Here is a 23,237-nt window from a genome sequence, read left to right on the forward strand (position 1 = left end):
GTACCGGCCAGGCCGGCTTTCCCAGGCACAGTGCGCAGTGCTGGTCGAATGCGGCACCCATGCCATCTTTGCCGCCCATCTCGGCCCCTATCGCAGCGCCGAGTGGGATATCTGCCAGCCAATGCTGGCAAGCCTGCAGCCCGGCATGCTGTGCCTAGCCGATAGGGGCTTCAATGGCTACTCGCACTGGCAGGCTGCCCAAGCCACCGGCGCCGACCTGCTCTGGCGTTGTGCCCACAATCGCCGCCTGCCCGTCGTCTCGGCCTTGCCGGACGGATCTTACCTGAGCATGATCTACCCGGACGACAAGTCCCGCCGACAAGGGGTGGGCGGCATCTCGATGCGGGTGATCGAGTACAGCTTGCCCAAGCTCAGCGGTGAGGCAACCCGCTACCGCTTGATGACGACGTTGCTATCGGCTGATGCGGCACCAGCGGCAGAATTGGCTGCGTGCTATCACGCGCGCTGGCAGATTGAAGCGGTGTTCGATGAATTGAATACGCATCTACAGCAAGGACGCCGTACGCTACGCTCCAAGACACCCGAGCTGGTAAAGCAGGAGTTCTACGGCTGGGTACTGGCGCACTATGCGGTGCGCTGGCGATGCACCAGGTAGCGAGCGAACATCAAACCCGGCATGAACAACTCTCGTTTATGGGGCATGTGCAGTTATTGAGGCGAACCCAGCCGCAGTCCGGGGCCTTTCCCCCCAGTGCTGGCGGGAGGAAAGCGCTGGCTTTGTGAATGGCTGGCGGCGGGGGCGCGCTTGCGGGCCGTGCGCAGTGTGGGGCAGCGAGCGCCGAGGCAGGTGAAGCGACGCAATTCGCCATACGCACCGCACGATCATCACTACCCGCGAAGGCAGAAGGGGGATTGGTCGATACAGGTACTGGCTACGGATAGGCCGAAATAGACCTAACCAAACAGTATTGCGACCTGACCCTTGGATATTCACCTTCACCACCTAGGGAAGAGTCACTTGCCAATCAATACCATAGTCGCTAGCTAGGATCCGCATCCCGGACAAAACCACCTTGTACGACCGGTTATTGAGTAGATCGCCTGAACGTATCTCCAAAGCGTGCAATGCGGAAGCTTCTCTTAAGAAGCTTGTCGCTAAATATTTTGGTAGCCAATCTAATTCAAATTTAAATGGAGAAGAGTTTTCACGCTCATTTATCATTTCTATATAAAAGCATTGATGTGCACAGAAGACGCCGAGCGCGTCTGTGCACATGTCCTGCAGTGCTTTTTCAAATTTGTCTTGAATGTAGGTAATGCCATATTCATGAGCCAATGGGTATAGAGCATGTTTCAGTAATTCGCAATGATCTGTCGGAAGCATGTCATCGTTGATATGTGCTGGCGTAGAGTACACGCAGCTATCTCCTCGAAGAACGGCTGATAGTGCCCCGGAGTTAATTTGCTTTAGTACTTGAGATGCTGATGGATTCATTGTAGCACCCTAATGTTCGTATTTGTAGATGGAGATGGAAGCTGATTTGTTTCCTGCAGCAAGCTATAAGGCCGCCTTCACTTTATTTAAGAACATTGCGGATGATTGACCGCTATAGCCAAATTTCTCCCGGAGAAATAAGCTTGGCTTGCGATCACGAATTTTACTAATCAAACTTTGCCGCCCCCTTAATTGCTTTTAGAGCTTAATTTTTCGTTAGTCTCTCCGTAAGCATAAACATGCTGTTTATTGCTGGGGCATGCTACGTCGAGCGGTTAACCCGGGAGTTTACGAAAGGAAATTTATCCTTTCCAATCACTCATGGGGATTGCAAAGCTATCCACAACAACCTCACCCTTATGTATACCGATACTCCCGCCCGCTTCAAGAATTTTCACCAGCGGTTCAAATATATTTGGATGCTCAGTTGCTAGGCGCATATTCGAATCAAGTGCATGACACCAGACCAAATAATTAATACAAATGGCCATGTTGTATACATTCTCCAGGCGACCACGTTTTGCACGAAGCATCTGTACAGTTTTTTCAATATTAGCCCCAAACCCTAGCACATCTTTCGCTAAGAAAAATGGTGAGGACAGGCCAAGTCCCTCCGCGCGGCTTATGGATGCAACACCATGCAAATAGCTGGTCATCAATCGAGCGTATTCATCTCCGTCGGCCATGCCGACATAGCTCCAATCGACATCTAGCAGTCTTCGCTTCCCATTTTCAAGGTGCGAGATTTCAGAATGCATTTTTCAATAGCCAATCAGAGAAGTCATGGAAAGTCCATATGGCTGGGAAGGAGCCATCTCGTAAGCACATGGCGGAATTTGTCCGAAGCCTGTTTGCGAGTTGTAAGATAGCGGATTTCGATATGGCACTCCTTAAGCCATGAATTTTAGCTCGGAAAACTTATGCGTTTACGTAAAGTATATACCTGCATCTCTTTGCAGCGCATTCATTGCGGCGGATGTCAAGCGCAATGGTGCGTCTGGAGGATCGTAATTGTTAAGTCTTACGAAAAGTAGCTCCTTTTCATATTTCTTGAACTGCTCGCCAAGAAAGCGTGGTAACACAAGACGGTCTATATTGAAAGGAGATTCCTTTTCCCTCTCTGATATTATCTGAATGTAATAACATTGAACCGCACAGTAAACACCTAAAGCATCTGAAGCTGCATCCATTAGGCCGGTTTCTAAGCAATGCCGTATATTGTCATTACCTAGTTCGTTGCAAAGGGGGTAAATGCCTTTCGCCAAAAATTCATTATGATCGGTTGGTTGCATTTTCGCATTAGTTTCAAAAGATGTTTTAAATATAAACTCCTCCCCTCTAATTACTCTGCTTAGGCGGCCGTCTATAATAAAATTTTTTAATTCTTCTTTCACTTTTACTTCCTCGGCATCGAAATTAGTGGATCAATGGTTGGGGGGGGTATCGGATTTGTCGACATTTCTGGTAATCCTAATCAGCCTTCAGTGTAGACCATATGCCCACCAGGAATCCAATTAGAATTGGCACCACTTGAATCGCTCCGGTTTTCCTAGACACATACGAGCCTCTTTAAATACTGCCGTTTGTACCCTACCGGCGACAACCCATAGCTGAAACTGTGACGTCGCTTCGGGATATAAAACATCTCATGTAGTTGAAACATCTTTGGTTCGTGCCATCGCCGCTCCCTGCTGGAAGACGGCGCAGTATAGATCAAAGACAATTTAACCAAAAATTATTGAGGCCTGAACCCGTGTTTCCCGACTCGAATTACCCCTTTTCCTCGCAATATTCTGAGGGTAATGGTAGTAGGGGCGCTGTTATGAACGCCGAATAGGGCTCAAGGGGCCAATTTGTTAGCTCTTGCTGCTCAGTACTCAAATTTAACCGTATATTTCCAGCTTCCATCCTCCCGCAGGCTAACTGAGTACAAAGCACGGCTCCAAACTTTTTGGTACTCTCGAAATAAGTCAGAAAGCCTATATAGGCAGGAATATATTTCATCGGTTGGCCCTACAATCTCTCTATGACCCTCAGGGCTTGAAATAGAGATCGCCATTTTTTCCCGTCCCTGGCTCTCCTCGCGCTCCACGAGCATCTCAGCAGAACGCCATGATTCCGGAGTTGCCATTATCAAAGCGTTGGCTACCTCTAGATCTATTGGCGCCTGTCTGTCAATTAATGAATTCATCTTCAATCCCTCCGCTTCGGCTCGTCACTGACTTAACACGGAAAGAGCTCTCACGAGATTTCCATCCTGAGTTATGTAATAAGTGGAAGCAAACAGCCTATATTTTCCCGTGTTTCGGATCGGTTGGTAAGCGTACGCCCAGCACCCGCTTGACGAATCAGACCTTGATCTCTGCCAGCAGCCGATCAACAGCGGCAGTGTCGAAGCGCTTTGCATCGAACGAACCTCCACACCATTCCAGCATTGCGTCATGCTCTTCATGTGCTGGGTCGGCGATGATTTCAAGGAGTTCGCCATAGCCCCACGGGCCGCCGACGTCCTCTGGCGGACACGCATTCTCACCGCCCAAGCAGATGGCCTGCGTCAAGGCTGGATCGCGTGGAACAGCCCTGCGGACTCGCATCGAATGGGTCCATCCGTCCCCGAAGTCATGCAAGTGGGTGAAGTTCTTGGTCCTGCCTAGCGCCCGTTTCAGCGTCACACGACTTTCGGCGAGGACGGCGCCACCCCAGTCCGGGTCAGGCGTGCCGTAGGATTCGTCCACGAACTGGAATTCGTGCATATGGCAGCCACACCATCCCATCGCATACTGCAAGATCATGTGCAGTTTGGGTAAGGTCACCGTCTCGGGCACCGCTACTTCGCGCCATACCTTGGGCTCGACATCGTCGAGTTCAACATGCAGAAATAGCATTTGGGTTGCTCGCGGCGCGAGGGTATAGATCTTTGCGGTCATCGTCAGGCAGCCAATCGTGTGCGCTGTTCTTGTTGGGCCCAGTGCCACGGCAGTAGCTTGTCGATCTGATTGACGGGATGGTCGGTGATACACGCCAGGATATCGCGCAAATAAGCCATCGGATCGAGCCCATTCAATTTGGCCATGCCAATCAGGCTGTACATCGCTGCCGCGCTTTCGCCACCAGCGTTCGAGCCGGGAAATAGGTAATTTTTTCGCCCCAACGCTACCGCAGGCAAGGCACGTTCCGCCGCATTATTGTCGATCTCAAGCTCGCCATCGGCGAGATAGCGCGACAGCGCTGTCCAACGAGCCAGGGCGTAGCGGATCCCACCCGCCAGTTCGGACTTGCTCGATACCTGGATCAGCGTCTGATACAGCCAGTCATGCAGGTCATTGACGATCGGCAGAGCATGTTGTTGTCGGGTCTGCCGCCTACTACCCGGCGGCTGGCCTCGAATCCGGCTCTCAACCTCGTACAGTGCGGCAATACGTGACAGGGCTTCGGCGACGATCGGGCTGGCTTGTGCCACATGAATTTCATAGAACTTGCGGCGGACGTGCGCCCAGCAGGCAGCCTCGTGAATGTGGCCGGCACCCATCATGCGTTCAAGTTCTCCAAGTACGCAGCGCGCTATCTTGCCAAAGCACAGTACCGCTTCAATCGACGCGCTGGTCTGAAATCCATCGTGCCGCGTCTGCTAATTGAATCGTCGTCGCGAAGCCATGCCCACGCGGACGCACAGGCCCGCCGCTCGGAGATGCCATGCCGCTCAATCAACTGCCTGGCTGCGGCACACCTTGCTGCGGGCCGAATCAGTTTTTTCCTAGCACTTCCTTGAGCATGTCGATATCCAGCGCCTGGTTGGCGACCAGGCGCTTGAGCCGGGCATTCTCATCCTAAAGCTGTTTGAGTCGCTTGGCTTCGGACACATCCATGCCGCCGAACTTGTTCCGCCAGTTGTAGAACGTCGCATCCGAGATGCCGTGTTTGCGGCAGAGCTCTGCCGCCGTAACACCAGCTTCTGCTTCTTTCAGGATGGCAATGATCTGCGCTTCAGTGAATCGGGACTTCCTCATGAGGGGCTCCTTTGCCCTTCATGCTAACTAATTCCTGGTAGACCTGGATGGGGAAAGGTCAGCACAATAAATAAAAGTATGCTTCACTTGCTAAAAGATACGCACTCAACGGGAGTGCTTGGGCACATAGAGGGACATTGCAGTAACAACTGCAGCAGAGCCTTCCTTGTCGTCTGCGAAGGCCCCAAACGCTCTACCGTGTTCCGACCTATTTCGATCGTCCAACATCCTGAGGTCATCAAAGGTCAATAGATCTTTTTGGCCGGATTCAATCACTAAGACCATCTTCTGCGAGAGTAAAATACCTTCTCTCGACGTCCAGGCCGCTATGGCTTGAAGTGCAATATCTTTCGATACATGACGCTTAAGATAAGGCAGTGCTGCGGATTCAATAATTTCGTTGGGAATAGAATAAAGTTTCGGACACACCAGCCTGTAATACTTACTTAAAGACAATGCACTGCCGCCTTTGCAACCGGGCACAAAGCCTGCCTTGACAGTGGCGGCGTAGTTGATCGAACGGAGCGCCTGCAACCAAACGTCCGGCTCTTTCTTTGCTTGGCCCGAAGCCGTGATGCCAATAAGGACAAATGCGAAAAGCGGCAAATGAGTAAGTTTCATGGCGAGCCTCAACGTTGAAGTGGTGGCATCCAGTGTTGCGCAGCAGCTTAAGACAAAGATTTGGATAGTCCATTTAAATGGATAGGCGGATTTTTCCCAGTTGCCCGCTGTAATTTTCGTTTTTCAAAGTAATAATAGTCGATCAAACAGGGAAAAAATCCATCAATGACAGCGCCCGACTTTCCGGGTGGTCAGCAGCTTAAGCCGAGTTCGCCAAGGCGGCGATGGCTGGCAGAGCTTCGAGGCCAGCTGGTTGCGTCCTGCCGCGTCTAGCGCTGCACCCGCTACGGCCCGTATCAACCAACTCCCGACGAACTACGGCCAAGGAGGGCTGCTGTGATGCTGGCGACGAAATCGACCCTTGCCCACCTGCTGCAGATCCATGAGCCACCATTGGAGTGTGTGGACCACTGCCCGCAGCACGGCCAGTTTCTGGCCAGGTGCCACATCGGCAGCAAGTTCGGAACATGCCCGACCTGCACGGCGGAAGCCAATGCGGCCAAGGAAGCCCGTGAACGCCAGGAAGCCGAGCGCGAAGCGCAACTGCGTTGGCAGCGCCAACTAGGCTCGTCGGGCATTCACGAGCACTTTCATGACCGAAAGATCGGGAACTACCACGTCACCCACGAGGGCCAGCGACGGGCGCGTGCCTTCGCTGAAGCCTATGCGGAAGAGTTTGCTGGTAAGCACTCGGGTCGTTGCGCGGTCTTCGTGGGGCAAACCGGTACCGACAAGAACCACCTTGCCTGCGGTATCGCCATGCGCATCATGGCGCGTTACCAGCGCTCGGCAATGTTCACCACCGTATCGTCCATGATCATGCGCATTCCGGAAGCGAAGCGTTTTGACTCGGAGATGCGCCAAAGCGAAGCCATTGCACTCTTCACCTACCCCTCGCTGCTGATCCTGGACGAGGTGGGGGTGCAATCCAGTACCGACTCGGAAGCGCGCGCGCTATTCGACGTCTTGAACGGCCGCTACGAGCAACGCAAGGCGACCATCCTGCTGAGCAATCTGGATGTGGCGGGCGTACAGAACGCCATTGGGCCACGCCTATTTGATCGCTTGCGCGAAGACGGCGGCGAAGTGGTGCCGTTTGACTGGGCGGGTGGACGGGGGACGCTGGCATGAGAGATTTTTACGAACAGGCCTTTCTGCTGCGCAATTCGACGATCAAGCAGCGGTGCTGGGAAGCCATCAAGGGGCTATCCAGGGATGGCAATCTGCTGGAGGTGATCGTTCGCCCCTATCGCCAGCACCGCAGCATAGGGCAGAACCGCCGCTACTGGCTGCTGGTAAACGTGATTGCTGACGACACCGGCAACGATCCCCAGTACCTGCACGAAATGCTCAAGTTGCGCTTCCTGGGTGCGGTCGAGGTGGTCGTGGCCGGGCAGTCGTTCACCGTGCCGAAAAGCACCACCACGCTGAATATCCAGACATTCGGCGAGTACATGACACGCGTCGAAGCCTGGGCCGCAACCGAACTGGGTTGTGCCATTCCTGCGGGGGCTTGGTATGGCTACCGCTGACAAGACGCGCTATGTACGCTCGAAATCGATTCGCCGGGCTGCCAGGGGCATGCCCTGCGCCTATTGAGGTCGCAACGATGGCACCACGGTATGGGCGCACAGTAACCGCCAGCGCGATGGCAAGGGGATGGGTATCAAAGCCACAGATACAGCTGGCGCTTTCCTCTGCCATGGCTGCCACCACGAACTGGATGCCGGCGGCTTGGCAGCCGATGAAGCGTGCGCCATGTTCGACGTGGCCCGTGAACGCTCCGCTGCCTGGTGTAAGGCGCTGGCATGAAGCCGGATTGCCGACGTTGCGCGCACCTGTCCGTGTTCGCCAACTGTGGGGCGGTACTGCAGGGCCGGGTTAGAAAGGTGGATGGCACGCCTTATCTGCCTGGCGTGCTCACTGGCCCATCCAACCCCACCGCCTGGGCAGCCCGGTGCGGCGCATTCAACGATAAGGGCTATGCGGCCAGCCTCCCGAAGATAGGGCCGCAATGGACATGAACCCGATAACAACAGAAAGCAATATGGAACTAAAGACACTGAGTTTTACCGTGCCCGGCGAGCCGCAAGGCAAGGGGCGCGGGCGCATTGTGCGCTGGGGCACCAAGGCCGGCATCAAGACGCCGGAAAAGACCGTCGCCTATGAGGGCTTGGTCGCCCATAGCGCTGCACAGGCAATGGATGGCGTTATACCCATAGAAGGAGCCGTCGCCGTGACCATGCGCATTACCGTCTCGGTACCGGGTTCCTGGCCCAAGCGTCGCTGCGAGCAAGCCCTCGCTGGTCGTGTGCTGCCGACCACCAAGCCAGATATCGACAATGTCGAGAAGGCGATCTTTGACGGGCTAAACGGCGTGGCCTGGTGCGATGACGTGCAGGTGGTTGAAGTCCGCAAGCAGAAGCGTTACGGCGAGCTGCCCGGTGTGGTTGTGTCCATCCAGACGCTGGAAGTGGGGGCCGCATGAAGATCCCCCACAACTCTATCCGCAGCAGCCTGGCTAAGCACGCTACGACCGGCCCGGCCGGCGATGCCGAACTAAAGCAACTACGCGCAGCCGTGTGGCACCAGCAAGGCATCGTCATTGTGCGACTGGATGATATTCCGGACGACTGGGACCGCCTGCACCTGGCGAACATCGCCACCCAACTTTATGGACAACGCACCAAGGAGGCCCGCTAATGGCAATTTTTAAGAGCGTGCCGCAAGCACTGCATTGCGCCTACACCATCCAGGCTTACGAGATTGGCGCCGAAAGCGCCATGACCAAGGCACTGCGCCGCATCATGATGGAACTTGGCATTTGGGAGGAACCCGGCGCGACGAATTCATCGGTGGACTTCAGTGGCCTTGACCGCATTGAAGTCCGCGCCCAATGCGCCATGATTCGCCAGATGGTGGACGATCATCTGCCGTGGGCAGAGCGCTGCGCCATCGTGGCCCGCTATGTGGCTGAGGAGGCAGCAACGGTGTGACAGTGAGTTGGCCTTGCGCAGGAAATGCGGAGGGTCAACTTAAACACGAGTGCAACGTAAAGAAGCAACCTTATTCACGTAATTGTCCATGGGTATTAATCGCATTGTTGCGCGCTTGCGTTAATTGCGCAATTAAAAGCACCTCATAAACGCCGTAATAAACGCCGTAATAAACGATATAGTAAACGATATAGTAAACGATATAGTAAACGGAATAATAAGCGACGTTATAAACATCTTCGGAATATTCCTAGTCACCACTATGGCAGGCTTCCAGAAAACCACAGGGTATTAAAATTAGTCGCGAGCTAGGAGGGTGTTGACAGAGGGGGTGAACTACACTACCTTTCACCCAGCTGGCAACTATATTGGGGCTCAGGAGTTTGTAATCCCTATTTTAATAACTGATGCTTCTTTAAAGGGGTAGTCATGAAGACGTGTATGATATACGGGGATATGTCATCGGACAGAGCCGGTGAGCAATATCCTAGCGTGCCAGTTTGTGATAAGTGCGCTTCCCATGTAACGGCTAATCGCGAAAGCTCATGCATTGTAAATATGTGGGAATATGACCCAAGTCTAGGAGATGCCTGTGAGTTTTGTGGCGAGACCATTGAGGACGAGGCAACGGGGAATTGCAACTAGGAACAATGCTCCCAAGGAGGAACTATGAAAATAATCGGTTGCTTAATTTGGCTGGGGCTCTTGGTGTTTTTTTTGTTATTCCCTGAGTGGCGAGGGCGAGTTGTATTTTTCTTCCAATATGACGTCCCAAAATTTTTTAGGGCTCTTTATGGGGGTGTATTACTGTCTGTACTCCGCGTTGGCCGCTTTATGGTCTTATGTTTGGCGGCGGGTTCAATATCGATATTCGCCAACGAAGTCGCGGCTATTTTTGGTTTGGCGCCGTTCTTTTCTGGAAGTAGCTATACGGCACTTTTGGGATTGTTCAGTGAGAAATCCACTTGGGCTGTAGTCACGACCATTGTTGCGACTACTGTGGCAATGAGTAATACCCGAAAATTGGATATGGATGACTTTGATTTTGAACTAAGAAAGCAAGAGCGCCGGCAGAAAGCGGAAGAGAAGCTAGAAGAGCGGGTTGGGAGAAGATCGGTACCGGTGGTTAGGCCAAGCTGGAGGAAAAAGGATTCAAGAAGTGGATTTGCTCGTAATTTTTAGTGGGAAATGAATCCTTTTGCTTTGCTGATTCGTACAAAAAAGGTATAGTTTTGCTACTTTCCGAAGGAATTTGCGTCTAGGCCCGCTCAGTTCACGCTGCGCGGGCTTTTTCGTTTCCGTTTTCGGGGTATGAGAAGAGGCGGCCGGCGCCGTGCTGTAACACGATGCCGACCACTTCTACGCACAAATTACAGCTTACTTCGCGGCAGCCTTGCGACGACGGGCGATGGCGCCGATCAGGCCCAGGCCGCCCAGCAGCATGGCGTAGCTTTCCGGTTCGGGCACGGGTGCGGAAATGATGCGTTGCTGGTTCACCCCGGTTTTTTCTGCCGCCGCGAAAACTTCGGCACAAAAAATTGTACAGTCCCTCCGCTTGTCCAAGTAGGTAAACTGACTGAACCGGTAGGTTACGGTTGCGGTTTGGCCCGCGGCAAATGTGCCGAGATCAACCAGGCCGCGATAGCCCGAATGCTCATAACTAACTTGGGTGGCGAGGTCACCAAACTCAGTGGCATCACCCATATCAAAACCTTCGCTGCTGCTACTGTTACTTTGGCCTTGTCGTGCGAACGTCTGTGCCGAATGCCAAACTGACACGCCGTTGACAAGCACATCGGCCACGAAACCGGTTCTAGCATTCATAGGACTGAAGCTGGCCATACGGAAAGACATAGGCGCCAATTCCACGTTCAGCTTGTAGTTCAAGCTATTCCCGGATTGATTACTGAATGTATCCTGCCAACTGATCAAATTTTGGGCAAAACCGCCATCGAATATGACCATTGCTGAGTTGCTCACGCCATTCGCGTTTACGTTCGCATATTGCCGTACGTGGTCCCCCCATACAAAGGTAGGATCAGGCGTAGGCATATCGGTTAGCCACGAAATCACAGCGGCTTGCGGATCCGTGCGGGCGAGATTGACTGGGTAAAGTGAGCTGGTATTTGCTACCATTGGTTCGTAAATGGTGCTGGCGGTAACGCTGGCAGCATGGGCATAAGTCAAGGACATGGACAGCACGCAGCCGGCCGTCAGCGAAATGGCGGATTTAACGAAATGCATTTTTATGGGGTTTTCCCTGATAAGACAAGATGGCTATTTCAAGATTATCCATTAGTTGCAATTCAAATTTCAATGGAATTGTTGCCACGCCTCCCGTCAAGCCACTTCGTGCGATCGTCTAGCGCGGGATGCTGCAGGTATGCGATCGTTCTTCGCCATCTATCCAGTGAAATAGACCAAACTCCCCCGATTTCCGCATCTTCATTCGTTGTTGCCATGCGGTCCGTCTCCAGGTGTGCCTGTTGTACTGACAATTGCTTACCGGTCTTCGTGAAGACGGCCAGCATCCGGCCTGTCTCTTCGACTATGCGTTCGGCTTCGGCGATGATATCCGAATTCGTTAGCCCAACCAGGCGTGAAGCCAGGTCGGCACAAGCAATTTTTTGATGCTTCGGGCTACAACTATGGCAGGTATGTGGGATTCGCGGTGGAGTGATCCAGGGGTTCCGCGCAACGTCGTGTAGTCGTTGCGCGGGTGATCAAGCCCCGCCGCCCAACAGCATGGAGCGGCTCCGTTGTACGCATACGCTATAACAAGTCATCGAGGAGGAGCGTGCAATGGATCTGCGAGCAAAGTATGGTGACCAGCAGCTTGAACACATCATCGACCAAGCCATGATTTATCAGTGCGCCTGCCCGGCACAAGTCGCCAGGCTGATGCTGGCATTGCGTGAAGTGAACGCTTACGAGCAAATGTGCCTGAGCCGTGACGATGCCCCCTTACGTGAGACCCACCACCTGATCGCGAATGCGACCGAGGAGGCGCACGCAAGATTGCAGGAATGCCTTGATTGCGTGATGGATTTGGAAGGGTGGGATAAATCACTGATGACGATGCCGGAAGCGTTACGCAAATTACAGGGTCAGGAGCTTCGTCGCTGGCTAGATGGTCGTCGCAGTGGTAACGAAGGTAGATAGGAAACGTTCAGCGACTCGCTGCACAGTCGCAGGTGGTATGAATGCCGATAGGCAACGCAAGGCTGTCAACGCACCAGGGCGCCGCACGCTGATTGTCGATCCTTCGGGTTACAGCTATGGTCGGTATGTGGGATTCGCGGGGGAGTGATTCCCTGGGTGCCGCGCAATGTCGATGTGATCGCTGCGCGGTGGGTGGAGTACATGGGGTGCGAGCCGGTTCGTATGCCCGGCTGCCCTGGCATGAGTAGTTGGAGCAGCCAATAAAAAACTTCAACGCTAGTGTGGTGTCTCAAAAGTAGAATTAATTAAATATTTGGTATAATTGTCGTAGTTCAATAGCTCATGGAGACTATGACGATGACCAGAACGGGCCGCCCGATCAAGAAGCTGGAACTATCCGAAGAGCAGCGCAGAGAGCTGAATGCACGTTTGGCGCTGCGCAAGGCGCCGGCCGATGAGAAGCTACGAATTCAGATTGTGCTCAGTTGTGCTGACGGCGAAGGAGGCAAAGAGATCGCGAAGCGGCTGGATACCACTGCGCAGACCGTCTCAAGGTGGCGTCGTCGGTACGAGTCGTATGGTCTGGCAGGGCTGACCGATGCACCGAGGTCGGGGCGGCCTCGCACGGTGCTAGACGAACACGTTCAGGCGGTGATTGATCGTGTCCGGAACAGTAAGCCTACTGACGCGACGCACTGGAGCGTGCGCACGATGAGCAAGGCAACAGGCGTGTCGGCGTCCACAGTGCAGCGCATTTGGCACGCGTTCGGGCTCAAGCCCCATCGGCTGGAGACGTTCAAGTTTTCCACCGATCCGAATTTTGTCGATAAGGTCCGCGATGTGGTGGGCTTGTACCTCGCCCCGCCGGATCGTGCCTTGGTGCTCTGCGTGGATGAGAAGAGCCAGATTCAGGCACTGGATAGAACGCAGCCTTCACTTCCGCTTACGTTCGGCAAAGCAGAAACCCGGACACACGATTACAAGCGGCACGGGACGACTTCGCTGTTCGCAGCTCTGGATGTGGCCACTGGCAAGGTCATTGGCCAACTCAAACGTCGCCACCGGAGCGTCGAATTTCTGCAGTTCCTCAATACCATCGACGCAAGCGTACCGGCAGACCTGGATATCCACCTGATCATGGACAATTACGGGACGCACAAGACGGAGAAGGTGCGTGCCTGGTTCGCCAGCAGGCCACGCTACCATCTGCACTTCACGCCAACTTCGGCCTCCTGGCTCAACCTTGTGGAGCGTTTTTTCTCACAAATCAGTGAGAAGTGGATCAAGCGTAGTGCCCACAGCAGCGTCGCCGATCTAGAGCAGTCAATCCGCCACTACTTGGACATCCACAACACCAACCCGAAGCCCTTTGTATGGCGCAAAAGCGCAGATTCAATCCTTGAGGCCATTGCTCGTGCAGGCAAAGTTATTAATTAATGCTATTTCAGGTACACCACACTAGAGCGTGCAAAACTTCGTGAATGACCGCTTTATACCAAAATTGTTGATTTGCACTCCACGGGTAACCAGAAAGCGTGGGCTCAATCAAAATATTTTGATGGTGAAAGCCGAGGGAATCGTTCACTGTGTCCATAACACCTACAGCCGAGTCAGGAACTCCTGGCACCAACTTCAGTACAGATGTTCCTAGTCGGATGTCCGCATCGCTACCACTTGTCTGAACAAATGTAACGTTTATGTACTTTGAAATGGTAGTGAGCAGCTCATTGGTGGCAGCGATTTGCTGAGCTGTAAATGGTGCAAATTGTGCACGCTCATATGGCTCCCCATTGTAGCGATACTCAAATGGCAGACTGCTCATAAAGCTGTATTTTATGACGGCGCCCGGCTGATAATTGGGCTCGAAATGGTTGAATTCATGGAATGGAGGCATGACAACTATCCTAGAGTGCAAAAAGCTTAATTTCTTTATTCAGACGGCCGAGATATTGCTTGCAGTCTCTCTTTTGACCGGCGTTATCTTGCTTCGCCAACTCGTTTACAATTTCGCTTTTTTGCTTGATTGGAAGGGTGCCATACCAAAAGGGTACGCTAAATTCAAAGTATTTGAATTTTTGTTTGGTGCCATTGGGTTCAGAAATCCAGCCGTCAGCTTGTTTGTCACCTAGGAAATAAACCTGTTTTTTTTCGTAAATAGCCTTAAATGGCGACATGATTTTTTCATACGTTGGGAATCCACCACTTCTGGGGAGTCCCCGCTCTGCATAGCGCAGTGCCGAATATGGTATTTTCAGAGTGACTTCATCACCTGATTTAATTGCATCTGCGCGTAGTGCCTCTAATACTTTAAAACGGGCATAGACTATTTCTGGTTCTGATGGAGAGTAATCGTCGGCGGCGCCTTGTTTTTGCTTGTCAATAGGTTCAATCACCTCTAACATTTCTGCGTAAATGACATTTTTGGAACAAGAGACTCGCTCGGCGAGCGTGGGAATTGTCTTCGGAGTATCACCGTTGCTATTTAAGTAATCTATCGAGTCGTTGCTGGAAGGGGTAGAGCTGGCGTGGAGAAGCGCAGACGAAGCTGATAGCAATATCATTGCATTCGCTTTCATAAAACGAACTATGAGCGGATTAACAACTTTGCTTTTGTTTAATGGTGACACTTTTCTCTCCTGTTTCATTTTATGAGTGATCCAGCTTTGCACTTCCTCAATTCTAAAGAGAAATGCGCGGAGCATGATACCTGCTGCCGCGCATTAGGGAAATCACCACTATCTAAGTATTTGCTTATTTTATGCGAGATTTCTTTAACAAGCTTCGGTAGTAGCTAGACCAGTAAACTTCGAGCGGGGGCTGACACACTGTAATTGGTCGAAGCATCTTCTATCCTTCTTAAGATGTGCGGCCGCTACAACGTCATCGACAATCCTCATGTGCGTGAACTCTGTTCAACGCTGGGTATCAAGCTTTACCCTGGCACGAGGACGAACATTTGCCCTGGTGGGCAAGGACAGTTTGTTGTGGAGCGAGACGGACAGCGCCTACTTCTAGATGGCATGTGGTCGGCATCAGTTCAGCCCAAGCCAGATGGCAGCGGCTATCGGCCTCACCCCGATTTCAAGACGTTCAACGCTCGAAGTGACCGGCTGGGCACCAGTAAGCTATGGCGCAGGCTGTACAGCTCCCAGCGCGCCATTATTCCAGCAAGCGGCTGGCATGAATGGGTTGGCAAGCAGTGCTACGAACTGAAGCCCGCAGCAGGGGCGCTGGCCTTGGGTGGCTTGTATCAGGTGTATGCATTTGGCGACGAAGTTGTCCCGGTCTTCACCATCATTACGTGCCCACCGCATCCTGATCTGATGCACATTCACGACAAGAGTCTCCCGCTTATCTCACAGCCGGCCGACTTTGATGCGTGGCTGGACCCAGCATGGAAGCATCCCGAAATTTTTCAGTCTCTAATGCAGCAGCCCATGGTAAGGGCGGAGTTGCAGGTCATTCCCATCGATTCGCCGAAGACACTTGTGCCTGTTGGACGGATCGAGATCGTAGGAGCAGACCAGTAGTGCGGTTGCGTCTAGCGTCGGGCGGGCTTTTAGGACGTACGGCCGAAAGGCCGATTTCACGTGTGACTAGCGTGTGAATACACAAGCCATTTGAAGCCTTCCTAAGCCGCCAGGTCACGCAATAACTTTCGATAAATCGTTGATTATGCATGGTTTGTGGCGGCTTGGAGCGGCTTGGAGATGGCGCCTCCGACAGGAATCGAACCTGTAACTGCCCGGCTCAAAGGGCGTGCGTGACAAGTTTTCAACTTCCGAGCGGTAAAAGGCTGCACCGGAAATGTCCCATTAATCATATAGGGAGGTGTCGCCGATTGAAGAGTATTAAATAGGAAATTTTGGTATGAGTCTGGAAATTTCTAATCAATCTGCACTAAGGAAAGACCCGCAGAAGCAATGGTGATAACGTGCTGGCAATGGTGGCGGCTTTTTCTCCGAAACTCGCAATCTTGTCTAGATTGTCGCAAGCTTCTGCTGTATTACGCAAAAAATCGAACACTCTGTTGAGTATATTTTTTGTGGAAGCATCTGCGTTCTCATACTCACGCTCCACCTTTACCCGTTCGACTGAATATGCACCCACGACCTTATGTAGGGCATCTGTAAGCGCCTGCGTACCTTTAATCTCGTAATCTAAAAGGGCATGGCGAATCGCAGTAATTTGTTGCTGAATAAACTCTCGTAGTTCACGAGTCATTACTGTATCGTGCAAAGCACTTTGCAATGACTCCAGCTCCATTCGGAGGGCCTTCAATTCTTCCGCAGGTAAATCTGCTTCATTTTCTTCTTTTAGTGCCCATGCAGCCCATTCGAACACCTTCCTGCATTCTGGTGCCTCGATATTGCCTTTATGATCATTCCAAGATGAATGTAACTTCCCGGGAGATGCCACTTGTTTCAGTCGCTCAAAGCCCGGGTTTGTAAGCTCCACAGGAATGCCATGCTCATCTAAGCGAGACCTGGTGAAATCAATTTGCTGACGCAGCGACATAAGCCGGGCAGTTACGTCATCTTCAAGATTTGGATCGCTCGCACTGAGGTCAAAAACAATTGCCCACTTTTCCAGAAGGCGATCATTTTGTTTGTTACTAACGAGCCGGTCATAGAAGTAGATAAGTCGCTCGGCGGCATTCATATTTGCTAGTGATCGGTGCAAGGGAAGATGCCTCGAAGCTAACACGAGTTGCCGCACAAGCCAACTTACCTGACGCAGTCTGTTGCGAAGGCATCGACTGCTAATTTTTACAGCCCCCCCGTTCAACTGTCCCAAGGTGTGGCACTGGTGCAGTCACAAGGGGAAGGCGGTTGACCTATCTTTAGGTCGGCATCAAGTTCTCGGGCGGCCTCATGTCGATATGCTAGGCCATAACGCATGCCACGTAGAGAGCCCGCACCTGGCAATCATCCCGGAAATGAAGAAGCCCCGACCGAGGTCAGGGCTCCAAAAATGCTGGCATAAATGCTGGCATAACCCAGGCAAAACAGGGCTAAAACAGTCACAAAAATGCCACTCTCAAAAATCTAACCTATTGATTTTTAAGGATTTATTGGTGGAGACGGCGGGAATTGAACCCGCGTCCGAAAGCACTCCACAGAGGGATCTACATGCTTAGTCTAGCCATTTGGTTTTAACGGGTGCAACGCCGACCGACAGGCTTTACAACCGCGAGCCACCTAAATTTAACTGCCCGACAAGTAGCCCGCCGAACAGCGATCTCATGTAAATAACGCTGCTGCCGGTTTTACCCGGCCTGACCCATGAGCAGATCAGAGCAGCGACCAACCGGGATTAAGCGGCTAGTGCGTAGTTTTCGTCGTTTGCGACTAAATCGATTCAGTGTTTAACGGGGGTCTGAGATCCCGGCATGCCCCCATCCGCTTTGCCACCCCCGTCGAAACCATGTCGTCCCCGTGGGTCATACAGTACAGATGAAGAAATTCATTATACCCGTAGCCTGGACAGATGGGCCAGTAATTCCATTGGCGTAGCGATGCGTAGGTCGGCACCCCAGCTATCCGGCTGGTCATGATCGGCGATGTAGCCGTAGTCGGCCAAGACAGTGGTCATCCCTACCGCCTTGCCGGCCATGATGTCGCGCTCGGCATCGCCCACATACCAGCAGGATTCGGTAGGCAGGCCCAGTATGTCGCACGCGTGGCGCATGGGACGTGGATCGGGCTTGGCGATGCCGACGGTATCGCCGGACACCACGACCGATGGCGGTACGCTGAAGCCCAAGGTGGGGATCAGCCGGTCGGTAAATCGCATCGGCTTGTTGGTGATGATGCCCCAGTCCAGGCCTTGCTTGACCAGTGCTTCCAGCAGCGGATTGATCTCGTCGAACAGTGTGGTCTGCTCGCAAAAACAGTGCTCGTAATGATCGAGAAAGCGCAGCCGCAAGGCGTCGAAGCCGGCGGCCTCTCGCCCAAGGCCAAAGCCCAGCTCCACCAAGCCGCGTGCGCCATGGCTGGCGATGGGGCGGACCCGTTCATACGGAACCGGTGGGCGGCCCTCCTCGGCCAGCAGACGGTTGAGTGCGCCGCCCAAGTCAAGGGCGGTATCGGCCAGCGTACCGTCGAGGTCGAACAGGATGGCGCGGATCACGCTGCGATCTTTCGACAAGCCAGCAGATAGTTGACGCTGGCATCGTCATTCAGATGAAAGGATTTGGCGATCAGATCGTAGCTCATACCCTTTAGCTCGACCGCATCCAGGCCGTTTCCGCGCGCCATGCGTGCAAGCTCGGAGGGCTTGATGAAGCGGGAATACTCGTGCGTGCCGCGTGGTAGCAAACCCAGCAGGTATTCCGCCCCCAATACCGCTTGCACATAAGCCTTGGGATTGCGCGAGATGGTGGAAAAGAAGACCCAGCCACCTGGCTTGACCAGGCGGCTGACCGCCGCGACCACACTGGCCGGCTCCGGCACGTGCTCCAGCATTTCCATGCAGGTCACCACATCAAAGGCGGCAGGCATGGCTTGCGCCAACTCTTCCACCGCCTGGCAGCGGTATTCGACTTTCACGCCCGATTCCAGGCCATGCAGACGTGCCACCTGCAAGGACTTTTCGGCCAGGTCCAGTCCGGTGACCGTGGCCCCGGACTGCGCCATGGCTTCGGCCAGAATACCGCCGCCACATCCAACATCCAGCACCACCTTGCCGGCCAGCCCCGCATGGCGGTCGATAAAACCCAAGCGCAATGGATTGATATCGTGCAGCGGTTTGAACTCGCTGTCCTTGTCCCACCATTTGTGGGCCAGTTCGGCGAATTTGGCCAATTCGGCCGGGTCGACATTGGCTTGGGAGAGTTCCGGGGTCATGGTCATTTCAGTCAATCGATGATCGGTTCGGGAGCGGCGGCCGCGTTCAAACAACCGGTACGGCCTTGATGCGCGACTGCCACCAACGGGCTTTGGCCTTCAGCTGGTCCTGGTCCAGGGTGGTCAGCTCGCCTTGGCGCAGCAGGCAACGGCCGGCTACCCAGACATGACTGACCTGCTCGCGCCCGGCAGCGTAGACGATTTGCGAAATAGGGTCGAATAGTGGCTGAGTTTCCAAGGCCGACAGGTCAATGGCTATCACGTCCGCCTGCTTACCCACCACCAGGCTGCCGATGCGATTGGCCTGACCCAACGCACGTGCGCCAGCAAGGGTAGCGGTTTCGAGCGCCGCTGCCGCGTTCAGCGCGGTTGGGTTCGCCGATTCGGCCTTGGCAAGCAGCGCGGCCAAGCGCAGGTCGCCCAGCAGGTCGAGCCGGTTATTGCTGGCCGCGCCATCGGTCCCGATGCCGACATTGATCCCGGCTTGCTGCATGGCGGTCACGCGGGCAAAGCCCGAGGCCAATTTCAGGTTGCTGGCCGGATTGTGCGCGATATGTACCCCGTGTTCCGCCAGCAGCGCGATTTCGCCATCGTCGGCATAAACCATATGGGCTGCGATCAGGCGGGGGCTCAGCAGCCCCAGCGCACGCAGCCGTTCCAGCGGGCGTACACCGTATTGCTTGAGACTTCCGTCGATCTCGTCGCGGGTCTCGTGGATATGGCAGTGAATGCCCATGTCGAATTGATCCGCCAAGGTCACGATCTTGCCGAAGGTCTGGTCGGATACCGTGTATGGCGCATGCGGTGCCAGCATGAAGTCGACCAGGGACTCGCCACGGAAAGCCTCGCGTGCGGTCAATGCCTTGCTCAGATAGTCGTCGGCATGCAGGCCATAGGCGGTGGGAAACTCCAGGATGGAACAACCTACGACGGTACGCATGCCGGACGCGATGCCGGCTCGGGCGACCGCCTCATGATAGAAATACATATCGTTGACGGTGGTGGTGCCGCCCCGCAGCATCTCCGCCATGGCGTGCAGGGTGCCGTCGTAGACGAATTCATCCGAGACATGCTGCTTCTCGGCTGGCCAGATATGCTCATTCAACCATTCCATCAGCGCCAGATCGTCGGCCAGGCCACGCAAAAGGCTCATGGCCGAGTGGGCGTGGAGATTGATCAGGCCAGGCAGCAGGGCATGTTCCGGCAAGGCTAGCTGTTCCGCAGCCGGGAATTGTAGCCGGGCTGATTCGCTAGGCAGAATGGCAACGATGCGCTCGCCTTCGATAACCAAGGCATGGTTTTCCAGAACAGTGCCACGTGGTTCGACAGGGATAAGCCAACGGGGATGCAGACAGATAAGTGCGGACATTGAGTGAAAGCCTGATTCGACAATGCGTGATTCTAACAGGCGCGGCGTGGAACTTCCCCCCACTCCAGCAGCCGAGTCCGAATACGGCGAGCTGACGTGGCGGCACAAGGCTCAGCATGGAGCGCAGCCTGATCGGACAACTGCTGCTGCAGTTGGATCAGGCGCTGCAGCCGGTGGAACGGGTGCCGCTGCTGTTCGACGGCACCTTCGAGAACGCTTTTCCGGCAGGGACGATGCGCTTGCCGATCAGCGACTTCCGCCAGCCGGGCCACGACTACCGTGACCTGCGCAGGAATAACGAGAAAGCAGATTAATCTCCCGGCACCGCTTTGCCTGCCTCGCGATACTGGGCATAGGTCGCCAAACCATCGGGTGTCCAGCCGTTATCGCCCAGCAGTGAAATGCTTGATCCGACAGCGCCTTTATATTCGCGTATCAGGCGCTGCCTGATCCCTTCGACCTCGGCCTCGAAATCCGGATGATGAGGATTCAGCATTTCCAGGCTTAGCAAAGCGGAATCCAATCCACCCTCCCGGATTTTTGCCGACTCGCCGGGCTTGCTACCGGCGGGATGCTTATTCCTTTCATTCTGCTGATGTTCCGCTTCACCCTCCAAGACCCTCGCCACGTCGGCGATGTAGCGGGCATGCTCGGCTTCATCGACGAGCGGCATAAATCCTTCCAATGCTCTGAACAGAGGTTGAATCTCCCGCGCCCATTGTTGTGAATCGAGCCTGCCGTTCCGCACATCGAATTGCGCCGCTGTTGGCCGGTCCAGTTTGGCCAATTCGGTTTCCAGCTTGTCCAATGCGCTTTGTTGCGCTGCCAGGAATAGCGCCGTATAGGTTCGCGGGTGACCCACAAGACTGCGCTGTTCCAGCAGGAATTTCCGCCGTTCGCTGTAAATGGTATATAGCGCGCCGTGCAGGATCGATCTCTCGATCTGGCCGCCCTCCAAAGCCGAGTAGTACAAGGCGTTGGCAATCGGCAGTGCACAGTAGGTATGGCGCAGGCGATCTTCCAGGGCTTCCGCCAACTCGTTTTTCAGTAAGTGCGTTTCAACCAGAAACTGGTCCGCCGTGTTCGTTGCGTTCGCATCGCATATCAATACTGCATAGCGTTCCTGCAACTTGGCCAGTCTACTGGTGAATGATTGCCCGGAGCGTTCCCCCTCAGCATGGGGTTGCACTTTGATTGCGCATTCGTACGCCTTGGCCAAGGCACTAATCCCCTGCAATGTTTGCCCGACTTCCAACACTTCCGCCCTGGGTGGCTGGGATTGCAGCAACTTGCCGATACGCTCGGCACGGCTGCTCACGCTGCCGTCGGCCAGCCTGTGTTGGAAAAATTCCTTTACCCGAAGCAATAGCGGCATACGGCCATTGTCGCCACCCTGGCGCACCGCCCGGAGTTTCCGCCCATCCGGCAGCGCCTCAACCCGATAACTGCAGTCGCCCAGTTTCAGGGTTGCGGCACCGCCTACCGCCACCGCGCTGCATATCCTGTCCAGCAAGCGGCTGTCCTTGGCCAGACTGGACATATCGCGGCAGCTGGCTTCGAGTAGGGCATCGGCGGCTGACGCGCGTGGCTGGTGCGTACTGGAACGCCCCGGCTCGGTATGCAGCTGTGTTTGCATCGGCCGGGATGATTTGATCATGGCAATCAAGGACGGCCGGACCGGCTGCTCCTGTTGCAAGCAGGCATGTTGCAGTTCGAGGTAGCCCTCCAATTGCTTGAGGCAGGACAAGACTTCCAGCCAGTCGGCTCTGACATCGGGCAGACGGCCAGGATTGAAGGCGCCGCCCTGCTCGTCGGACCTGTTCTTCTCAAGCAATTGGTACTTATCCAGCATGCCGGCCAATCGCTCCGACCTATCAGTAAGGAAAGACCTTAGCCGGTCCCAATGCCTATGCAGATGGTCCGGGAAGTGGCTTGGCAATACCTGGTTCTGTGCAGCCATCCGAAGGGAATGAAAAGTCGTATGGACCATATCAACCATGTACGCCAGTGCCTCAAAGGACTCGGGTTGATTGGCATCGAGCAGGAACGACACCTTGCCCCCATCCCGCAGCCAACGACAGATATTCAAGCCGGCCGTATCCAATGCAACCAGCACTTCGGCCCTGGCCACCCTTGCCTTGTCCCTGCGCAAAGAGATATCCGAACGATGTGCAAGCAAATCCGCTTCGCCGGGAAATTCAAACGGCACCCGATCTTCCGGACATGGCCAGTGCTTCACCTCCCGGTATTTCAGCAAGGATTTTCCGACGACTTCTTCCAGGATGTTGATCGCACTTGTGAGCTCCCCAGGGTAATTCAGCTTGGTCAGCCACTTGATCAAATGGCTTGTGCCCCTCTCGTACTGCGCCAGCACCATCTCTGCCTCCAGCATCTGCGAATAGCACTGCATGGGTGTCACTGAATAGTGAACCCCCCGTTTGGGCGGCAACCCTTGGCGAATGCGTTGCCGGAAGGCGCAGGCCTGCTTTTGGACTTCAGTCAGGTACGCAAAAATTGTCTCGGCGTGCTTTGAACCCTTGCCGCTGGCAGAGATCGGCTGCACGACTTCCAAACGATTGTTCCGGGTATCCCGCAAGTGGCAGGCTGCCTGCCCCTGCACTTCGATCCGTACTTCCCGCAACTCCCCTTTCTTTATATTCCATATTTCCGATACCTTGCTTGGATTGCATACCGCAGCCAAGTCTTGATAGCGCAATGTAATGGGCGAAAGTTTCATACCGTCTCCTCTCAATAGGATGATCCACGGCAGAAGTTCGA

24 protein-coding genes, 1 other RNA gene and 4 pseudogenes are annotated in these 23,237 nt (G+C 54.2%); 13 read left to right on the forward strand and 16 right to left on the reverse strand.

Annotated features, from left to right (window positions below):
* Nucleotides 1-25: 25 nt before the first annotated feature.
* A pseudogene (locus tag FNU76_RS01685) lies at nt 26-616 on the forward strand (IS4 family transposase); the annotation flags it as partial.
* A gap of 348 nt (nt 617-964) precedes the next feature.
* Here the strand turns inward: FNU76_RS01685 and FNU76_RS01690 are convergent.
* The 5 genes and pseudogenes from FNU76_RS01690 to tnpC all read right to left on the reverse strand — a co-directional run.
* Nucleotides 965-1,456 (reverse strand): hypothetical protein, encoded by a 492-nt coding sequence (locus tag FNU76_RS01690; RefSeq protein ID WP_223879185.1) that lies wholly within the window; start codon nt 1,454-1,456, stop codon nt 965-967.
* Between the two features lie 302 nt (nt 1,457-1,758).
* On the reverse strand, nt 1,759-2,142 hold the full coding sequence (locus FNU76_RS01695) for a hypothetical protein (protein WP_143856097.1): 384 nt from the start codon (nt 2,140-2,142) through the stop codon (nt 1,759-1,761).
* 240 nt (nt 2,143-2,382) lie between these two features.
* Nucleotides 2,383-2,850 (reverse strand): hypothetical protein, encoded by a 468-nt coding sequence (locus tag FNU76_RS01700; RefSeq protein WP_143856098.1) that lies wholly within the window; start codon nt 2,848-2,850, stop codon nt 2,383-2,385.
* A 954-nt stretch (nt 2,851-3,804) separates the two neighbouring features.
* Nucleotides 3,805-4,383: a plasmid pRiA4b ORF-3 family protein gene (locus FNU76_RS01705; protein ID WP_143856099.1), complete on the reverse strand. Its 579-nt coding sequence runs from the start codon at nt 4,381-4,383 to the stop codon at nt 3,805-3,807.
* 2 nt (nt 4,384-4,385) lie between these two features.
* Nucleotides 4,386-4,979, reverse strand: a pseudogene (gene tnpC / locus FNU76_RS01710) (IS66 family transposase); the annotation flags it as partial.
* Here tnpC and FNU76_RS24280 point away from each other — a divergent pair.
* Nucleotides 4,971-5,084 (forward strand): annotated as a pseudogene (locus FNU76_RS24280) (IS1595 family transposase); the annotation flags it as partial. The pseudogenes tnpC and FNU76_RS24280 sit on opposite strands and share 9 nt — an antisense overlap.
* A gap of 41 nt (nt 5,085-5,125) precedes the next feature.
* On the opposite strand, the pseudogene FNU76_RS24285 reads toward FNU76_RS24280, so the two are convergent.
* A pseudogene (locus FNU76_RS24285) lies at nt 5,126-5,463 on the reverse strand (transposase); the annotation flags it as partial.
* A 105-nt stretch (nt 5,464-5,568) separates the two neighbouring features.
* Nucleotides 5,569-6,084, reverse strand: coding sequence for a hypothetical protein (locus tag FNU76_RS01720; protein ID WP_143856102.1), 516 nt, complete (start codon nt 6,082-6,084; stop codon nt 5,569-5,571).
* A gap of 339 nt (nt 6,085-6,423) precedes the next feature.
* Here FNU76_RS01720 and FNU76_RS01725 point away from each other — a divergent pair, with 339 nt between their 5' ends.
* The 7 genes from FNU76_RS01725 to FNU76_RS01760 all read left to right on the forward strand — a co-directional run bounded on the left by FNU76_RS01725 (nt 6,424) and on the right by FNU76_RS01760 (nt 10,262).
* The gene (locus FNU76_RS01725) at nt 6,424-7,215 is read left to right on the forward strand and encodes an ATP-binding protein (RefSeq protein WP_143856103.1); all 792 of its coding nucleotides are present in this window, start codon (nt 6,424-6,426) and stop codon (nt 7,213-7,215) included.
* Nucleotides 7,212-7,616: a NinB/YbcN family protein gene (locus FNU76_RS01730; protein WP_143856104.1), complete on the forward strand. Its 405-nt coding sequence runs from the start codon at nt 7,212-7,214 to the stop codon at nt 7,614-7,616. The genes FNU76_RS01725 and FNU76_RS01730 overlap by 4 nt, the downstream gene beginning before the upstream one ends.
* Nucleotides 7,617-7,743: 127 nt before the next feature.
* Complete coding sequence (locus FNU76_RS01735; protein ID WP_179958308.1) at nt 7,744-7,896, forward strand: hypothetical protein; 153 nt, start codon at nt 7,744-7,746, stop codon at nt 7,894-7,896.
* A gap of 235 nt (nt 7,897-8,131) precedes the next feature.
* Nucleotides 8,132-8,572 (forward strand): RusA family crossover junction endodeoxyribonuclease, encoded by a 441-nt coding sequence (locus FNU76_RS01740; RefSeq protein WP_143856105.1) that lies wholly within the window; start codon nt 8,132-8,134, stop codon nt 8,570-8,572.
* Entirely contained in the window at nt 8,569-8,787 is a 219-nt protein-coding gene (locus tag FNU76_RS01745; RefSeq protein WP_143856106.1) for a hypothetical protein, read from the forward strand. The genes FNU76_RS01740 and FNU76_RS01745 overlap by 4 nt, the downstream gene beginning before the upstream one ends.
* Complete coding sequence (locus FNU76_RS01750) at nt 8,787-9,080, forward strand: hypothetical protein (protein WP_143856107.1); 294 nt, start codon at nt 8,787-8,789, stop codon at nt 9,078-9,080. The genes FNU76_RS01745 and FNU76_RS01750 overlap by 1 nt, the downstream gene beginning before the upstream one ends.
* A 669-nt stretch (nt 9,081-9,749) precedes the next feature.
* Nucleotides 9,750-10,262, forward strand: coding sequence for a hypothetical protein (locus tag FNU76_RS01760; RefSeq protein WP_143856109.1), 513 nt, complete (start codon nt 9,750-9,752; stop codon nt 10,260-10,262).
* A 195-nt stretch (nt 10,263-10,457) separates the two neighbouring features.
* Here FNU76_RS01760 and FNU76_RS01765 read toward each other — a convergent pair whose 3' ends face one another.
* Nucleotides 10,458-11,324, reverse strand: a complete 867-nt coding sequence (locus FNU76_RS01765) for a PEP-CTERM sorting domain-containing protein (protein ID WP_223879186.1) — start codon at nt 11,322-11,324, stop codon at nt 10,458-10,460.
* Between the two features lie 558 nt (nt 11,325-11,882).
* Here FNU76_RS01765 and FNU76_RS01770 point away from each other — a divergent pair.
* Both FNU76_RS01770 and FNU76_RS01775 read left to right on the forward strand, forming a co-directional pair.
* Nucleotides 11,883-12,242: a hypothetical protein gene (locus FNU76_RS01770; RefSeq protein WP_223879187.1), complete on the forward strand. Its 360-nt coding sequence runs from the start codon at nt 11,883-11,885 to the stop codon at nt 12,240-12,242.
* A gap of 357 nt (nt 12,243-12,599) precedes the next feature.
* Nucleotides 12,600-13,679 (forward strand): IS630 family transposase, encoded by a 1,080-nt coding sequence (locus tag FNU76_RS01775; protein WP_144280546.1) that lies wholly within the window; start codon nt 12,600-12,602, stop codon nt 13,677-13,679.
* 7 nt (nt 13,680-13,686) lie between these two features.
* Here FNU76_RS01775 and FNU76_RS01780 read toward each other — a convergent pair whose 3' ends face one another.
* Both FNU76_RS01780 and FNU76_RS01785 read right to left on the reverse strand, forming a co-directional pair.
* Nucleotides 13,687-14,136 (reverse strand): zinc metalloprotease, encoded by a 450-nt coding sequence (locus FNU76_RS01780; RefSeq protein WP_143856110.1) that lies wholly within the window; start codon nt 14,134-14,136, stop codon nt 13,687-13,689.
* Nucleotides 14,137-14,146: 10 nt separating this feature from the next.
* Nucleotides 14,147-14,944 carry a hypothetical protein gene (locus FNU76_RS01785; protein ID WP_143856111.1) on the reverse strand — a complete coding sequence of 266 codons (798 nt, stop codon included), beginning with the start codon at nt 14,942-14,944 and terminating at the stop codon, nt 14,147-14,149.
* 129 nt (nt 14,945-15,073) lie between these two features.
* Here FNU76_RS01785 and FNU76_RS01790 point away from each other — a divergent pair, with 129 nt between their 5' ends.
* Nucleotides 15,074-15,772 (forward strand): SOS response-associated peptidase family protein, encoded by a 699-nt coding sequence (locus FNU76_RS01790; protein WP_223879188.1) that lies wholly within the window; start codon nt 15,074-15,076, stop codon nt 15,770-15,772.
* 370 nt (nt 15,773-16,142) lie between these two features.
* Here the strand turns inward: FNU76_RS01790 and FNU76_RS01795 are convergent, their stop codons facing one another.
* From FNU76_RS01795 to FNU76_RS01815, 5 genes are all read right to left on the reverse strand, one after another.
* On the reverse strand, nt 16,143-16,904 hold the full coding sequence (locus FNU76_RS01795; protein ID WP_143856112.1) for a hypothetical protein: 762 nt from the start codon (nt 16,902-16,904) through the stop codon (nt 16,143-16,145).
* Nucleotides 16,905-17,317: 413 nt separating this feature from the next.
* Nucleotides 17,318-17,680: a transfer-messenger RNA gene (gene ssrA, locus FNU76_RS01800) on the reverse strand.
* A gap of 31 nt (nt 17,681-17,711) precedes the next feature.
* Entirely contained in the window at nt 17,712-18,374 is a 663-nt protein-coding gene (locus FNU76_RS01805; protein ID WP_143856113.1) for an HAD family hydrolase, read from the reverse strand.
* Nucleotides 18,371-19,096, reverse strand: a complete 726-nt coding sequence (gene ubiG / locus FNU76_RS01810; RefSeq protein ID WP_143856114.1) for a bifunctional 2-polyprenyl-6-hydroxyphenol methylase/3-demethylubiquinol 3-O-methyltransferase UbiG — start codon at nt 19,094-19,096, stop codon at nt 18,371-18,373. The genes FNU76_RS01805 and ubiG overlap by 4 nt, the downstream gene beginning before the upstream one ends.
* Nucleotides 19,097-19,136: 40 nt before the next feature.
* Nucleotides 19,137-20,459 (reverse strand): TRZ/ATZ family hydrolase, encoded by a 1,323-nt coding sequence (locus FNU76_RS01815; RefSeq protein WP_143856115.1) that lies wholly within the window; start codon nt 20,457-20,459, stop codon nt 19,137-19,139.
* Between the two features lie 116 nt (nt 20,460-20,575).
* Between FNU76_RS01815 and FNU76_RS01820 the strand changes: the two genes are divergently transcribed.
* Nucleotides 20,576-20,773, forward strand: a complete 198-nt coding sequence (locus tag FNU76_RS01820; RefSeq protein WP_143856116.1) for a hypothetical protein — start codon at nt 20,576-20,578, stop codon at nt 20,771-20,773.
* On the opposite strand, the gene FNU76_RS01825 is transcribed toward FNU76_RS01820, so the two are convergent.
* Nucleotides 20,770-23,196, reverse strand: coding sequence for a hypothetical protein (locus tag FNU76_RS01825; protein ID WP_179958309.1), 2,427 nt, complete (start codon nt 23,194-23,196; stop codon nt 20,770-20,772). The two genes, FNU76_RS01820 and FNU76_RS01825, sit on opposite strands and share 4 nt — an antisense overlap.
* Between the last annotated feature and the right edge of the window lie 41 nt (nt 23,197-23,237).

The organism is Chitinimonas arctica, from assembly GCF_007431345.1.
GTDB lineage: Bacteria > Pseudomonadota > Gammaproteobacteria > Burkholderiales > Chitinimonadaceae > Chitinimonas > Chitinimonas arctica.

Bases quoted from the DNA above. Each gene is read 5' to 3' on its own strand.
- FNU76_RS01765 (WP_223879186.1), bottom strand. From the start codon at position 11,324: ATGCATTTCGTTAAATCCGCCATTTCGCTGACGGCCGGCTGCGTGCTG.
- FNU76_RS01750 (WP_143856107.1), top strand. From the start codon at position 8,787: ATGGCAATTTTTAAGAGCGTGCCGCAAGCACTGCATTGCGCCTACACC.
- FNU76_RS01770 (WP_223879187.1), top strand. From the start codon at position 11,883: ATGGATCTGCGAGCAAAGTATGGTGACCAGCAGCTTGAACACATCATC.
- FNU76_RS01780 (WP_143856110.1), bottom strand. From the start codon at position 14,136: ATGCCTCCATTCCATGAATTCAACCATTTCGAGCCCAATTATCAGCCG.
- ubiG (WP_143856114.1), bottom strand. From the start codon at position 19,096: ATGACCATGACCCCGGAACTCTCCCAAGCCAATGTCGACCCGGCCGAA.
- FNU76_RS01735 (WP_179958308.1), top strand. From the start codon at position 7,744: ATGGGTATCAAAGCCACAGATACAGCTGGCGCTTTCCTCTGCCATGGC.
- FNU76_RS01720 (WP_143856102.1), bottom strand. From the start codon at position 6,084: ATGAAACTTACTCATTTGCCGCTTTTCGCATTTGTCCTTATTGGCATC.
- FNU76_RS01785 (WP_143856111.1), bottom strand. From the start codon at position 14,944: ATGCTCCGCGCATTTCTCTTTAGAATTGAGGAAGTGCAAAGCTGGATC.
- FNU76_RS01695 (WP_143856097.1), bottom strand. From the start codon at position 2,142: ATGGCCGACGGAGATGAATACGCTCGATTGATGACCAGCTATTTGCAT.
- FNU76_RS01820 (WP_143856116.1), top strand. From the start codon at position 20,576: ATGGAGCGCAGCCTGATCGGACAACTGCTGCTGCAGTTGGATCAGGCG.
- FNU76_RS01690 (WP_223879185.1), bottom strand. From the start codon at position 1,456: ATGAATCCATCAGCATCTCAAGTACTAAAGCAAATTAACTCCGGGGCA.
- FNU76_RS01730 (WP_143856104.1), top strand. From the start codon at position 7,212: ATGAGAGATTTTTACGAACAGGCCTTTCTGCTGCGCAATTCGACGATC.
- FNU76_RS01815 (WP_143856115.1), bottom strand. From the start codon at position 20,459: ATGTCCGCACTTATCTGTCTGCATCCCCGTTGGCTTATCCCTGTCGAA.
- FNU76_RS01825 (WP_179958309.1), bottom strand. From the start codon at position 23,196: ATGAAACTTTCGCCCATTACATTGCGCTATCAAGACTTGGCTGCGGTA.
- FNU76_RS01745 (WP_143856106.1), top strand. From the start codon at position 8,569: ATGAAGATCCCCCACAACTCTATCCGCAGCAGCCTGGCTAAGCACGCT.
- FNU76_RS01795 (WP_143856112.1), bottom strand. From the start codon at position 16,904: ATGAATGCCGCCGAGCGACTTATCTACTTCTATGACCGGCTCGTTAGT.
- FNU76_RS01760 (WP_143856109.1), top strand. From the start codon at position 9,750: ATGAAAATAATCGGTTGCTTAATTTGGCTGGGGCTCTTGGTGTTTTTT.
- FNU76_RS01775 (WP_144280546.1), top strand. From the start codon at position 12,600: ATGACCAGAACGGGCCGCCCGATCAAGAAGCTGGAACTATCCGAAGAG.
- FNU76_RS01740 (WP_143856105.1), top strand. From the start codon at position 8,132: ATGGAACTAAAGACACTGAGTTTTACCGTGCCCGGCGAGCCGCAAGGC.
- FNU76_RS01725 (WP_143856103.1), top strand. From the start codon at position 6,424: ATGCTGGCGACGAAATCGACCCTTGCCCACCTGCTGCAGATCCATGAG.
- FNU76_RS01705 (WP_143856099.1), bottom strand. From the start codon at position 4,383: ATGACCGCAAAGATCTATACCCTCGCGCCGCGAGCAACCCAAATGCTA.